Raw genomic sequence first — 12819 nt, forward strand, 5'->3', positions numbered from 1 at the left:
ATTACCCCGCGTCTTTCAACTCGAAATGCCCGTTTTCAAGATCCACATCGGTGCGAAAAAGGAACTCCAGCGGATAAGGAACACACCACAAACGACCTTTGATCTCAATCGACAGAATATTGTGCAGATCCAGTGATTTGGTATCGGAGATGCAGCGCACCTGCAGGCCCTGCGGCAGGATGCGCGGCTCAAAGTGCAGGATCGCATCGGTGAGCTTGCGTTGAATATCATTCCATTCAATATCGGACATCCGCTGGCCCGCCAGCGGCGAAATACCGAAGTTGACCACCGAGCGGCGCACCTCATCGAAGCCGGAGAGATCCTGCTGCGCTTCGTTATTGATGGTATTAAACAGCCACTGCAGATCGCGCAGCACGTTGCGGCGCAGCGCCGAGTGGGTGATCAGATTGTTATTCGCCGGCTCCTGCGCTTTGTCCGGTGCGTCATCGGTCAGGCGATCGAGCAGCGAGGGCTGCATTTTGTCGCGCGCGCCGACGGTATCTTTGCCGCGACGCGAGCGCCAGCCGCTGCGCAGCAGATCGCCCTCGTCATGTTGTGCGGAGTTACTCATTCGTCGCGTCCGCAGCGAAGGTCACTGTGGCGAGATCGAGCAGCGAATATTCGGCACCGTCATTGAGCCACACTTTTTGCCCCATCCCGAGGTAGTGCGCAGACTCGCTCGCAAGCTGCTGCCATTCGGTAACGCGACAGAGTTTAAAGCGATCTTCTGCATTAGCCTCCAGCGGATAGCGCGCCGGGATCTGGCACACCTGTTCACTGCCATCGCGCAGGCGCACCAGCGTGTGGCGCCAGACTAAATCGGTGACGCTGGCGGGCGGCTGAAACTGCATCGCGGAGATGGCGCTAAACGGCAGCCAGAAGTAGCGACCATTCACAATCGCTTCGCATACCGGCCCAAAGCGGCTGTCGCCATCCATCAGCCAGTCGAACGCTACCGTCTGCCCATCCTGTGTGGCGAGCTGACCGGGGTTGGCGTCGGCCTTCTCCAGCGCCGCGTCACGTAGCGCGTCGGCATCACTGCCCTGCGGATCCAGCGCGCTAATCATCTCTGCCAGCCACGGATACTGCTCGACCGGCGCAACCGGACGCGCCCGCCCGGCTATGACGTCGGCACGCTGACGCTCGCCTTCGATCGCCTGCTCCAGCAGGGTGACGGTCGGCTGTGCCTGCGGCTTGAGCCCCTGCCAGCTTTTTAACTGCGCCTGCGCGCGTGTCCAGTTGCCGTCCAGGCAGAGCAGCTGTGCGAACGCGGCGCGTAAATCGGCGTCGCCCGGCTGGGTGCGAATACGGCTCTCAAGCTGTGCAAGGCTATCCTGCAGGGATTCACCCGCCAGTTGTTGAAATAGGGTATTCATGGCTGCTCCTTAGTTGACGGTTTTGTAGGTCCCGACTGCGGGATCGCGCAACTGCGGATGCAGGGAATCAATCAGCAGAATATTGAGGCGGGTGCCCGGCTCGAACCACGGCGTCCAGACTTTGCGCACTTCATCAAGCCGCGCTTTTAAGCGCGTGGCATCGCTGGCAACTTCGCGTGAAATCTCGACTGCGACGGTGCCGTTGGCCTGCCAGCCGTTGAGGCTGTTGACGTAAGGCAGGATCATCCAGCTCTGCGCCAGACTGCCTTCGCTCACCACCATACGTTCGTTATTGACGGTAGTGATCAGCAAACGGTCGGCGTCCACTTTGTCGCTCAGGCCGCTCACCGGGAAACCGTGAACGAAGGTCATGGTAATTTTCTTTTCAGCGCCGTTGCTGACCTGCGTAACATCGCTGCGACCGTTCAGCCAGCCGCCCTTCTCGCATTTCCCATCCTCTTTAGCGGGGATGAAGAGTGCTGCCGCGCTGGCATCGCCCTGCCAGAAGGTGCGCAGATGGCAACCATCCTGCAGGGTGAACTCCTGCCACGGCGCGCGGTTGGCGGGTGGTGAGAGATCTTCAGGGCGGCCAACCGGCTGCTGAAGCGCAGTGGTCTGCGCTGGCGCTGCGCCGTTTGAGGTGACGACCGGCTGCCACTCTTTGGCTTTATCTGCGGTACCTTCAGCCAGCGTCGCGCCTTGCGCGTCGGTCAGTTTCCAGTGTACCTGGGTCAGCGCGCCGCACTGGTTTTCCAGCAGCGCGCCAAGACGGGGTAAGAAGTTGTTCAGCACGGAAGGCTTTTTCTCGCCGCCGGTGACAATGCGCAGCGGCAGCGTCTTGCCGCACCAGCTTTTGGGAGTGTTATCCTCAACATTGTCGATCCAGACATCCAGTTTTTGCGAAGGCGATTGCACGATGCGGTAGTTTTCTGCCTGCGCGCTGCCACATGCCGCAAGCAGGGCCAAACCCGGTAGCCAAAGTTTCATAAAAGTCCTTGTAAGCTGTATCAATCACGAAGAGGGAAAAACTGAGCGGCTTCAGAGATCGTATGCAAAAGCGTGGTCTCCTGAGGCGTACCCATCCACACCGCCACGGCGCTGTAGTTATCCTGCTGGGTTTGTGACCCGGCACCGTTTTTCAGCAGGATTTGATTCATTAATGTCAGCCACTCGTCGGGCGTATTGACCATATGCAGCGACTGCTGCATCTGCTCTTCGGTGACGCCGTGCCAGAAACCATCCGTACACAATAAGAAAGCGTCACCATCTTCAATCGGCACCACATCACTGTAGCTCGGCTCGCGCTCATCTTCGCCGAGGCCAAGCGCGAAATAGAGCAGGTTGCCGTTAATGCCTTCAACCTGATGTCCGGCGTCTTTCATCTGCTGGACCAGGCTGTGATCGGTGGTCACATGATATAGCCAGCCGCGGCGAAAGAGATAGAGGCGGCTGTCTCCGGCGTGGGCCCAGTAAGCCAGCTCGTAATCGCGATCGATAAACAGGCTGACCATGGTGGTGCCCATGCGATTGTAATCCCGTACCGCTTGCTGCTCTTTACGGATTGCACGGTTCGCGCCGTTGATGTAGTTGCGAATGTACTGGGCATTGAGGTGCTCATCGCCGTCAAACTCGGTGATGATGGCATTGCGCGCCAGTTCGGCCGCCTTGTCACCGCCGGGCAAACCGGCGATGCCATCGCAGACGACAAAACAGGCGGCACGCTCGCCGATAGTTTCTCCGGTCTGATCCTGATTACTGGCACGCTCGCCTTGTCGTGATATTGAGGCGGTGCTGATATTCATTCTTCCGATCCGCTTTGTGAGTCTTTGTACTGGTTAACCTCCATGTCGTAAGCGTGGAGGAACGCTTCACCGAACAGGGTATGGAAGTCATCGTCAATCTCACCGGCGGTTTGCGCATAGGTGCGCACAAAGTAGTCCCACATCGCGGCCTTGCGGTTAGAGAGCACGCCAAGACGTGAGGTCGCGCCGTCACGTTTTGCATCTTCTTCCAGCTGCTCAGGATTAAAGGATTGCAGCATCGCCGCGATAATCGCGCGGATACCGGAGATCATCCCCAACTGGTGCGCCTGCAGGTCGATCAGCGCATCGCGCACCGATTTTTTCGGCGGCATAAAGCCTGGCATGCGGTTACCGAACATCTGCATCAATACGGTTTTACCCGACGGCAGCAGTTTGAACGGGTTGTTTGCATCGTCCAGCACCATCGTCATATCTGCTTTCACGCCGCGCTTTAAGATTGAACGCGAGGAGAGCAGCGCCACGGTGCCCTGCGAGAACATACTTAACATCTGGCCAAACTGGCGCATGTTCTCTTTATCAAACTGCGGAACGGGCTGCATATCGCCAAGCCCCATCCCTTCGAGCAGTGCTTCGAGCAGTTCGCCTTGCAGCACATCGCCGCTGTCGCCGGAGGTGCTGGCAGGTGCTGATTTCGCGCCGGGGCTCTGCACCGGATCGATACGCAGGCGCCCTTTCGGGGTCTGCGCCGCGCTGCGCTGTACCGCCTGCGGCGTCGGCAGCGTGATGCCGGCATAATCCTGCGGCTCCTGCACGCCTTCATGCAGCGGCATCGGCTCCTCTTCGGCGAAGAGCGGCGTGCCGCTCAAATCGTCTGCGTGTAGATCGGTAATAATCGGTTGTGGCTCTGCCGGCGGCTCGCTGGCCTGCAGATCGGTAATGATCGGCGAAGAGGGCTCCTGCGGTTTTGCCGGGGCAATCTCATCAGCATGCGCCAGCGGCACGGCGCCGCTCAGCAGCCCGAGCGGATCGTCGCTGCGTGCCTGCGGAGCACTGCCGCTGCCGCCAAACAGTGCCAGCGGATCGAGTTCGTCGCTCTCAGGTGCACTCTCTTTCGGTGCCTGTACTGGTTCAACCGGCGGGACTAAGGTCGATGGCGTGGCGTCATTAAAGATGCTGTCGTTTTTAAACAGCTGTTCGTCATTGAACAAATTGTCTGAATCGAGCGATTTTGGCGCGACCAGCGGTTCGTGGTTGCCCAATAATGAGAGCGGGTCTTCCGGGTTGCGCTCCGGCTCTTTCGGCTCAGCAAAAGGATTGAAGTTTTGCGGCTCGGCGGGTTTGGCACGGCTGCTGGAGATGCTGTCGGAGATTGAGAACTCCTGCATCAGGCTGTCCCAAATTTCCGTCGGCACGGAGGCTGGCGCGCCCTCTGCTGCGTTTTTCGGCGCAGCGGTCGGCGCAGGTGCAGGCTTCGCCGTCGGTGCAGGCGTTGGCTTCGGATACATCTCCTCGGCCATGCGGCTTACCGGCTGCGTGTCCTGAATAAGATCGCTCACTTCGATGCGGTATTCATCGATACCAAGAATGTCCCCATCCTGAAGCTCGACCTGACGGCCGCGCTCAAGCGGGATGTCGTTGAGCACAACGCGCGTCACGTTGCCGCGGTTGGTGACACGGCATTCACCCGTGCCGGAGATATGAACAATGGCCTGCAGACGGGAAATAGAGCGGTCGTTATCCGGCAGCACCAGATTATTGTCGGTGCCGCGGCCAATGGTGCCGCCCGGAGGATAAAAGTCGCAGCGGCTTTGCGGCGGCTGATGACCGGGTTTATTGGTGATAATAGTGAATCGCATCGCGTATTCCTGCTGGAGTTATGTGCACTCAAACGGCGCCGTTTTGGGTAAAGCGGCTGCGTTTGAATACGGGCACCTGGAGGCGTTTATTCAGCCCACTGCGGGGAAGGCAGTGCGCCCTCCCCGCTATTGTGAAACGACTCAGACGCCATCCAGGCTATGTGCCAGGGTTTCCAGACGATCGTTCATCGATTTTTTCAGGCACTCTGTATCCGCGTTACAGCTATTACGCTGGCTTAACCACGCTTTCTGCTGTGATTGCAGCTGCTTGTCGAGGTCCTTGTTACCCACTTTAACCGCTTCCTGGCGGAAAGAGCGGTAGGAGCGCGCGACGCTGTTGTCCAGTGACGCCAGCTCGCGATCGCTACAGATCGCTTTTTCCGGCGCAGAAGCCGCTTTAGCGCAGTCGAACGACGCTTTCGGCTTGCTGTTTTTATCTACCGGCGCGAGTAACAGGATGGTGCCATCCGTCCAGTTGAGCAGTACGCTTTTGTTCACCACTGCGAAACTGGCATCAGCGCCCGGATCACCGTTAGAAAAGTTTCCTGATGCACAGGTAATGTTCTCAACCTGCGCTTTCGCTTTACCGTCTAAGCCCAGCTCATAGGTTTTAGCTGCGTCTTTCTCAGGAATAGATTGCGTTGCCGCAACCCAGGCGTTAAGCGTAGAACCGTTCTCTTTTATCGTCGGTGACTGGCAGTTTGACCCACCCGGCAGTGACGTAGAGATCCCCTTATCGGTCACACTCAGAAAGCGTCCCACCAGGCGATCGTCATTGAACTGATAGTTCAGGGTACGTTCAGATTCCGTATTGATAAAAGCTTGCTTAACCTGCCACTCGCCCGTAACCAGCGACTTCGCCGCCAGCGCCAGTGACGGCAACAGGGTCGCGGCGGAGATTGCCGCCGTCAGCATCACAATTTTATGCGTCTTCATCGGTCAGTTATTCCCATAGTCGCCGTTTAAGTAAAGATTCACTTCAAAGTTGCGACGATTAATCAAGCCTTTCACCACTTTATGATTACTGGTAACGGCGCGTTTAATTTCCGTCATCGCGTCAGAGATCTGCCCACGGTTGATAAAGCCAAACACATTTCTCAGTCGTCCTCCTGGGTTATAAGCGAAGGAGACCAGTGCATCAAACTCATACTGTTTGAGAGGCACAAAAATACCATTTCTGACACTGTTGACATACGGGGGTACCGTTGCACGCAGTAAGTTTGTCTCCTGCTCATCCGTCAGGCGCACCAGTTTGGCGTTATCTTTCGCAAACTGGCTCGCTTTGTCGTCCTTCAGCCCGGCGGCTTTACTGATCTTCTCTGCTGTAATGGCATCGATACCAATTTCCATCATTTTAGCTTTGATGGACTGCTCAGATCGCTCTTTCATATCGTAGCCAGGCCCAAGCGTAACGCCGCTTGCGCCGCCTGGCCAGTGCAGATAACAGCTTTTGTTCGCCCAGGCTTCACGATGAAAAATGAAGCTCATACCGCTGGCGGAAATATCCATTGCGCCAACCGCCTGACGCCCTGCGCTGCCAGAGATCGGCGGCTGCGGCGCGCGGGTTGTCACGGGTTTACCCAATGCAGCGAGCGTACGACGCCCGACAATACCGTCCACATGGAGATTCTGTTTAGCCTGGAACTGTTTGACAGCCATTTCCGTTTTTAAGCCGAAAATACCATCATCACCGACGTTAAACCCTGCCTTACTCAGCAGTTGTTGTAACTCTTTGACATTCGTACCACGATCACCCTTGCGCAGAACACTCATTCGTTCATCCTCAAAATATTCTTTAATATTTATACGCATTCAAACGACACAGCTTTCAGCAAAGCTGCTGCGTTTGAGTAGCAATAGCTCTCTGTTGCAGGAAACACGCTATTTGATAAGAGGAAGTCAAAACTAAAGAGGAAATGTGTGGTGTTTATCAGAACGAAAACAGGGTGAGCCCTTGCGGGCTCACCGAAGCAATTACGCTTCTTTGTTTTCTTTGATGTTCCAGCCAGCGCTGGTTTCAGCACCTTTACCGCCGGAAGAGGACTGCTCCCAGTACTGCTGTTTCACTTTCGCAGCCTGGAACGCATAGGTCACACCTACGGTGTCGCCGTTGTCAGCACCGGTGTACTGAACGGAGGTCACCAGCACGTCTTCCAGAGTGATGCGAGCATATTCAACCTGCTGACCACCTGCTTTGCAGACAGAGAGTTCAACTTTGGTCAGATGCTTGCCGCTGGAGCAGTGCTTCAGGATAGCGGTAGTGGATTTGTCAATGAGTGCATTTACATGCAGGTCGTTGAAATTGACTTTACCGGCACCGCCGCCACCGCCAACACTCATGTTCCCTGGCTGTGAAGCACCCCAGGAGAAAGATGTGATATCAGTCCAGCCGGTGTGGTTAGAGTCTTTGGACTCGCCCGTAACTCCATCGACCTTCAGAAACATATCAATAGCCATAATATTTACTCTTCGTTAATGATAAATATTGCTTTCGAAAAAGCGCTTATATGGCAAATGGGTAAGAATGGGGCTGAATAAAACCGTCCATATTTTACCTCTGCCTCTTTACATTCCGAAAAAACGGATGTTTCTTCAGAAATTCGTTTTCTCTTTTACAAGAAAAATAATTCGTGGGTGTTAATTAATTATGAAGATTATTCGTTAGGGAAATCCTGAACCCGAGTAAAATCCGCATAGTTAAATAGCACTACTCTTCTCAACCTGTCTGTCTCAGGACCTTGATTCCCCAATAAAATTCAATACAACCCCTGCAACCCAATGGGCGTTATTATTATGGAACGTGTTACGGGAATTGTTAAACTGCTTAATTCAGGTATTGACTTCCAAACTCGTTTTCAGGATCAAATGAGACCCACAGAATTTATCATAAATACCATTTGATTTTGTTCGGGCGCTGCATAAACGATAACGAAGTAAACGTTAGAATAAGGCACGATTTACATACAGCTTACTCACAAAAATCACTTCAACTCCCAAAACCAAATCTCTTTGCAGTTAGTATGGCAACCACTATTGCAATCTATTTCGTTCTCAGCCACTGGTTCAAGCAAGTCGATATGACCGCCGCCATAACCCGAAATTCTGTGGAAGTAGATAACGCCTCTACGATTACGTAATTTCCTCCCCGCTTCGCGGGCATCACGGTAGACTTCAGCTTTGCCGAAAACATTATCTTTATAGAGTTGATCGGCCATAAGTTTAGCGCCCGGCTCTATTTTTTTACCTTTGTATGGGCCATCTTTAATGATCATCCGGCCAACAAAATCAATATTATTTTTCAACAGCGCCATGCTCATTCTGACAGCACACGTGTTTTCGAAATCGGGGTTATCGCGTTTCAACTTATGAAAGTCATAACCAATTTCTTGAAACAACGCTTCTGGAGAAAGATAGCCAGGTTTATGCTTTAAGGAAGAGTGATGATGGCGTTTAAGTTGTTCATATAATGGTCTCATTTTTTATTTCCCTTTTTGCACGGTGCTAATTCAGACATGGCATCAACAATTGTTTTCGATGCACGCTGCTTTGCTTTTTCTGCAGTAAGGTTTTCGAGATATGAGTAAAGATTTTCATGAATCGACGAAGGCAGAAGTCGATTATAACCGCACCAGACACTCCCCTCGGTGGTATCAAGCACTCCCAGAAGGTACATATCCGCTTTGATGCGTTCGCGTTCATTTGTTTTAGAAAACCAGGCATCGGCAAAACGCTTTGTGCTCATATTGACATCAAAGCCATTCAATAATGCCGGATCGCGCAGAAGGTTCGTTGTTGAATCTTCCGGTAACGCATCCGCCTGAGGATATTGATAAGTTCTGGTCTCAGCACCGGACAATGCGGAAAAAATGAGCAGGCTACCTGCAATAGCTATATTTGTTTTCATCACAAATCCCTCTGTTACGAAAATTATTGATTGACCGTAAGCGCATCGCGCTTACGGTCTTACAGCCTTACGCCTCTTTGGTTTTCAGCGACGGCAGTTTTGAAACCAGACGCAGAGAAACGGTCAGACCTTCCAGCTGGTAGTGCGGACGCAGGAAGAACTTCGCTGCGTAGTAGCCTGGGTTGTCTTCGATCTCCTGCACCTGCACTTCTGCAGCAGCCAGCGGTTTACGCGCTTTGGTCTCCTGCGAGGAGTTTGCCGGGTCACCGTCGACGTAGTTCATCACCCAGTCGTTCAGCCAGCGTTCCATCTCATCACGCTCGCGGAAGGAGCCGATTTTGTCACGCACGATGCACTTCAGATAGTGCGCGAAACGGCAGCAGGCGAAGAGATACGGCAGACGGGAAGCCAGACGCGCGTTGGCGGTGGCATCAGCGTCGTGGTACTCCATCGGTTTTTGCAGCGACTGCGCGCCAATAAAGGCAGCAAAGTCGGAGTTTTTGCGATGGATCAGCGGCATAAAGCCGTTTTTCGCCAGTTCTGCTTCACGGCGATCGCTGATAGCGATCTCGGTCGGACACTTCATGTCCACGCCGCCGTCATCGCTCGGGAAGGTGTGGCAAGGCAGGTTTTCTACCGCACCGCCAGACTCAACGCCGCGGATGGAGGTGCACCAGCCATACTCTTTAAAGGAGCGGTTGATGTTGGTCGCCATCGCGTAAGCGGCATTCGACCAGGTGTAGTTGTTGTGGTTCGCGCCATCGGTCTCTTCTTCAAAATCGAAGCTGTCGACCGGGTTGGTACGAATACCGTACGGCAGACGCGCGAGGAAGCGCGGCATAACCAGGCCCAGGTAACGCGCATCTTCAGACTCACGCAGCGAACGCCATGCGGCGTACTCGGTGTTCTGGAAGATCTTCGTCAAATCGCGCGGGTTCGCCAGCTCCTGCCAGGACTCCATCTGCATCACGCTTGGTGCAGTACCGGTGATGAACGGGCAGTGTGAGGCCGCGCCAATGCGCGCCATTTCACCCAGCAGCTCCACATCCTGCGGGCTGTGGTCGAAGTAGTAGTCGCCCACCAGGCAGCCGAACGGTTCGCCACCGAACTGGCCATACTCTTCTTCGTAGATCTTTTTGAACAGCGGGCTCTGATCCCAGCCGACGCCTTTATAGCGTTTCAGGTTGCGACCCAGCTCCTGCTTGGAGATGCTCATAAAGCGGATCTTCAGCATCTCATCGGTTTCAGTGTTATTCACCAGGTGGCTCAGACCGCGCCAGGCGCTCTCCAGCTTCTGGAAATCTTCGTGGTGAATAATCTGGTTGATCTGCTGCGACAGCTTCTCGTCAATACCGGCAATTAGATTCTGGATGGTGCGATAGGTGTCGGATGAGAATGTAACGGTGTTTTCCAGCGCCTGCTGCGCCAGCGTTTTCACCGCGCTTTCAACCGCAGAGCGCGCCTGATCGGTTTTTGGACGAAACTCTTTATTGAGCAGAGAGCTGAACTCGTCCTGGCTAAAGGACTGGGCACCCTGCTGCAGTTCTTGTTGTTGAGAAGGATTGCTCATCAATTATTCCTCTTTACCTTGCGCACTCTCGTCACTGTTCGGCATCTGGCTGAGTGATTTCAGCAGGGTCGGATCCTGCAGCACTTTTGCAATCAGCTCTTCAGCACCGTTTTTACCGTCCATATAGGTCAGCAGGTTAGAGAGCTGGGTACGCGCTTCCAGCAGCTTGTTCAACGGTTCGACTTTGCGGGCAACGGCGTCCGGCAGGAAGTCATCCATGCTTTCGAAGGTTAAATCCACGTTCAGACGGCCATCACCAGTCAGGGTGTTGTCTACGTTAAACGCGACGCGCGGTTTCAGCGCTTTCATGCGTTCATCGAAGTTGTCGACGTCGATCTCGAGGAATTTACGCTCTTCAATAGAAGGTAAGTTCTCCACCGGTTTCCCTACCAGATCCGCCATTACGCCCATCACAAACGGAAGCTGGATTTTGCGCTCCGCGCCGTAAACTTCCACGTCGTACTCGATCTGTACGCGCGGCGCACGGTTGCGGGCGATAAATTTCTGACCACTGTTACTCATTGCCATGATGTTCTCCATCGAATATACGCGGTGAAGGTTTGATGACAGGCAACACGCCTGCCGTCATAACGCGGTTTGCGTCACTCCTGACGCCCAAAAATATTTTGTAGCTGATTGACGCCGTCCGGCGCCAGATCGCGAATGATCTCCATAAAATCCAGCTCGATTAATCGCTGCACGCGGTCGATCATCAGCGGTGCGGGGTGGCTCGGCTCATGCTGGGCAAAGTACTGTTTTACCTTCTCCAGCATTAACTGTGCATCCGCACGCGTGGCGACCTGCGCGGTACGCCAGTCGGTCATCGCTGGTAGCGGAACGGCAACCGCAGGTTGCGCAGCGCTCTGCGTTGGTTGCGGCTCAGATGTGGTCTCTACAGGTTCATCAGAGCGGGAAGCGCGGCTAACACCGGCAATCATACCCACGGTCTTGAGTAACTGTTCCATTTCCGGCACCCCGCTTTCGCCCAGTTGTTCCAGCAGCCATGTACGGATGGTTTGCAGACGCCCTTCGATTTGCCCGATAGCTTCAATGCCAGGCTGACCGCCACGCGTCAACTCATCAATCAGGCGCACCCGTCCACCGGGATAGCCTGCACACTCTGTTTTGCTGCCGTCGAGCAGCGACTGCGCATCACGCACGATAATCTCATCGCCGTTACTGCGCAGTAATACGGACTGGCGAAGCGTGGTGGTTAGCGATGATTTATCGCTTAATCCGGCCAGTGCGTTAATACGGTAGAAGGGATCAAACTCGCCGCCGTCAGTCAGCGATGGCCAGAGCTGGTCCCAGTACAGGGAGAGGGCCTGACCCAGCAACAGCAAACCATCCGCATACCCTTCAAGGCCGCGGCGGCGTGTCCAGGCGTGGGTCAACGCCATCATCACGCGGATATCTTTGGTGCGTGACAGCAAGCCGGTGGCCAGTTTTTCTACGCGCGTCCAGTCAGCCGGTTCAGCCGGAATAATGGTGCTGCCAAACTGCTGCTCGGCTTTGCCAAGGCTCGCCTGCTCCATCGCCTGAAAATCGGCGTCGTACTCAAGGTTTTCACCGCACGGCTGCTCCGTAGTAACCGGAGCCAGTAACGTTTCAATAGTCATCCGCAACCTGCTTATTCATCAAACATCGGTGGGTAAAGACCGTGACGACCGGGTCTTGCGCCGCCTGCCGGTTCAAACAGTAGCGTAAAAAGTTGACCGGTAAAGTTGCCGCTGTGCACATGCGTGTAGAGCGGATACCCATCGCTACGGTTGGTCCACCAGAAACTAATCTGACGCTGCGGATCAAAGCACTCGGCGGCCTGCTGCCAGCCGATCGATGATTCGCCATCGCCTTCATAACCAATCACATCAAGAATTTCAGAGCGTGCTTCCGGCTCTGCCAACTGCACCGGCGGGATAGCAAGCAGCGCCTGATCGAGCTGCTCCGGCGAATAGCCGTTGCGTACGGCGTGGAGCATGGTGCGACCCAGTTGCTGATACCAGTCACCCGCTTGTGCCAGGTGACGCGGCGACCACTCCAGCGGGTTGATCGCCATCAGCGCGCAGAGCGGATACTGGCGGCCAACGCTATCGCGTCCGGGAAGCAGGCAGCCCATCTGAACCTGCTGTCCGCCCAGCATCGGCGGCACAACGAAGTTCCAGATTGGCGCATTGCTGAACTGCCGTTCACCGCCGCGCTGCTCCTCTTTTTGCCAGTTCATCAATCCCACCTGAAACCAGTGGGACCATTGACGCTGCAGAGCGTCTGGAAAGCGGCGCTGGAGAAAATCACCCGCACTGGGCAATTTCCCATACCAGCTAATTGCAGAAGTCGTAGTCATTAGGCGTTC

14 protein-coding genes are annotated in these 12819 nt (G+C 54.7%); all 14 read right to left on the reverse strand.

From position 1 onward, the window contains the following. Window position 1: 1 nt before the first annotated feature. The 14 genes from tssE to tagF all read right to left on the reverse strand — a co-directional run bounded on the left by tssE (window position 2) and on the right by tagF (window position 12810). Window positions 2-571, reverse strand: coding sequence for a type VI secretion system baseplate subunit TssE (gene tssE / locus BWI95_RS18310; protein WP_054803660.1), 570 nt, complete (start codon window positions 569-571; stop codon window positions 2-4). Further along, window positions 564-1376 (reverse strand): type VI secretion system accessory protein TagJ, encoded by an 813-nt coding sequence (locus tag BWI95_RS18315; protein WP_076769991.1) that lies wholly within the window; start codon window positions 1374-1376, stop codon window positions 564-566. The genes tssE and BWI95_RS18315 overlap by 8 nt, the downstream gene beginning before the upstream one ends. Before the next feature lie 9 nt (window positions 1377-1385). Further along, window positions 1386-2363, reverse strand: coding sequence for a hypothetical protein (locus BWI95_RS18320; RefSeq protein ID WP_054803659.1), 978 nt, complete (start codon window positions 2361-2363; stop codon window positions 1386-1388). A gap of 20 nt (window positions 2364-2383) precedes the next feature. After that, on the reverse strand, window positions 2384-3178 hold the full coding sequence (locus BWI95_RS18325; protein ID WP_023480106.1) for a PP2C family protein-serine/threonine phosphatase: 795 nt from the start codon (window positions 3176-3178) through the stop codon (window positions 2384-2386). Further along, complete coding sequence (gene tagH / locus BWI95_RS18330; RefSeq protein WP_076769992.1) at window positions 3175-4995, reverse strand: type VI secretion system-associated FHA domain protein TagH; 1821 nt, start codon at window positions 4993-4995, stop codon at window positions 3175-3177. Before tagH ends, BWI95_RS18325 begins: the two co-directional genes overlap by 4 nt. A gap of 141 nt (window positions 4996-5136) precedes the next feature. Then, window positions 5137-5931: a lysozyme inhibitor LprI family protein gene (locus BWI95_RS18335; RefSeq protein ID WP_076769993.1), complete on the reverse strand. Its 795-nt coding sequence runs from the start codon at window positions 5929-5931 to the stop codon at window positions 5137-5139. A gap of 3 nt (window positions 5932-5934) precedes the next feature. Further along, a complete protein-coding gene (locus tag BWI95_RS18340) occupies window positions 5935-6807 on the reverse strand; it encodes a peptidoglycan-binding protein (RefSeq protein ID WP_232045424.1) in 873 nt (290 codons plus the stop codon). A 162-nt stretch (window positions 6808-6969) separates the two neighbouring features. Next, complete coding sequence (locus tag BWI95_RS18345) at window positions 6970-7452, reverse strand: Hcp family type VI secretion system effector (protein ID WP_023480099.1); 483 nt, start codon at window positions 7450-7452, stop codon at window positions 6970-6972. 524 nt (window positions 7453-7976) lie between these two features. Continuing rightward, window positions 7977-8471: a T6SS effector amidase Tae4 family protein gene (locus BWI95_RS18350; RefSeq protein ID WP_054803658.1), complete on the reverse strand. Its 495-nt coding sequence runs from the start codon at window positions 8469-8471 to the stop codon at window positions 7977-7979. Then, on the reverse strand, window positions 8468-8899 hold the full coding sequence (locus BWI95_RS18355; RefSeq protein WP_054803657.1) for a Rap1a/Tai family immunity protein: 432 nt from the start codon (window positions 8897-8899) through the stop codon (window positions 8468-8470). Before BWI95_RS18355 ends, BWI95_RS18350 begins: the two co-directional genes overlap by 4 nt. Window positions 8900-8966: 67 nt before the next feature. Then, a complete protein-coding gene (gene tssC, locus BWI95_RS18360; protein WP_023480123.1) occupies window positions 8967-10469 on the reverse strand; it encodes a type VI secretion system contractile sheath large subunit in 1503 nt (500 codons plus the stop codon). Between the two features lie 3 nt (window positions 10470-10472). Further along, window positions 10473-10997 (reverse strand): type VI secretion system contractile sheath small subunit, encoded by a 525-nt coding sequence (tssB, locus tag BWI95_RS18365; RefSeq protein ID WP_023480163.1) that lies wholly within the window; start codon window positions 10995-10997, stop codon window positions 10473-10475. Between the two features lie 74 nt (window positions 10998-11071). Next, window positions 11072-12088, reverse strand: coding sequence for a type VI secretion system protein TssA (gene tssA / locus BWI95_RS18370; protein WP_076769994.1), 1017 nt, complete (start codon window positions 12086-12088; stop codon window positions 11072-11074). Window positions 12089-12099: 11 nt separating this feature from the next. Then, window positions 12100-12810 (reverse strand): type VI secretion system-associated protein TagF, encoded by a 711-nt coding sequence (tagF, locus tag BWI95_RS18375; protein ID WP_023480097.1) that lies wholly within the window; start codon window positions 12808-12810, stop codon window positions 12100-12102. Window positions 12811-12819 lie beyond the last annotated feature (9 nt).

The organism is Kosakonia cowanii JCM 10956 = DSM 18146 (assembly GCF_001975225.1).
Lineage (GTDB): Bacteria > Pseudomonadota > Gammaproteobacteria > Enterobacterales > Enterobacteriaceae > Kosakonia > Kosakonia cowanii.

What these genes read in the sequence shown, in the direction of transcription:
- tssC (WP_023480123.1), bottom strand. Translation starts at nt 10,469, where the DNA reads ATGAGCAATCCTTCTCAACAACAAGAACTGCAGCAGGGTGCCCAGTCC.
- BWI95_RS18350 (WP_054803658.1), bottom strand. Translation starts at nt 8,471, where the DNA reads ATGAGACCATTATATGAACAACTTAAACGCCATCATCACTCTTCCTTA.
- BWI95_RS18320 (WP_054803659.1), bottom strand. Translation starts at nt 2,363, where the DNA reads ATGAAACTTTGGCTACCGGGTTTGGCCCTGCTTGCGGCATGTGGCAGC.
- BWI95_RS18325 (WP_023480106.1), bottom strand. Translation starts at nt 3,178, where the DNA reads ATGAATATCAGCACCGCCTCAATATCACGACAAGGCGAGCGTGCCAGT.
- BWI95_RS18335 (WP_076769993.1), bottom strand. Translation starts at nt 5,931, where the DNA reads ATGAAGACGCATAAAATTGTGATGCTGACGGCGGCAATCTCCGCCGCG.
- tagF (WP_023480097.1), bottom strand. Translation starts at nt 12,810, where the DNA reads ATGACTACGACTTCTGCAATTAGCTGGTATGGGAAATTGCCCAGTGCG.
- BWI95_RS18315 (WP_076769991.1), bottom strand. Translation starts at nt 1,376, where the DNA reads ATGAATACCCTATTTCAACAACTGGCGGGTGAATCCCTGCAGGATAGC.
- tssE (WP_054803660.1), bottom strand. Translation starts at nt 571, where the DNA reads ATGAGTAACTCCGCACAACATGACGAGGGCGATCTGCTGCGCAGCGGC.
- tssA (WP_076769994.1), bottom strand. Translation starts at nt 12,088, where the DNA reads ATGACTATTGAAACGTTACTGGCTCCGGTTACTACGGAGCAGCCGTGC.
- BWI95_RS18340 (WP_232045424.1), bottom strand. Translation starts at nt 6,807, where the DNA reads ATGCGTATAAATATTAAAGAATATTTTGAGGATGAACGAATGAGTGTT.
- BWI95_RS18355 (WP_054803657.1), bottom strand. Translation starts at nt 8,899, where the DNA reads ATGAAAACAAATATAGCTATTGCAGGTAGCCTGCTCATTTTTTCCGCA.
- BWI95_RS18345 (WP_023480099.1), bottom strand. Translation starts at nt 7,452, where the DNA reads ATGGCTATTGATATGTTTCTGAAGGTCGATGGAGTTACGGGCGAGTCC.
- tssB (WP_023480163.1), bottom strand. Translation starts at nt 10,997, where the DNA reads ATGGCAATGAGTAACAGTGGTCAGAAATTTATCGCCCGCAACCGTGCG.
- tagH (WP_076769992.1), bottom strand. Translation starts at nt 4,995, where the DNA reads ATGCGATTCACTATTATCACCAATAAACCCGGTCATCAGCCGCCGCAA.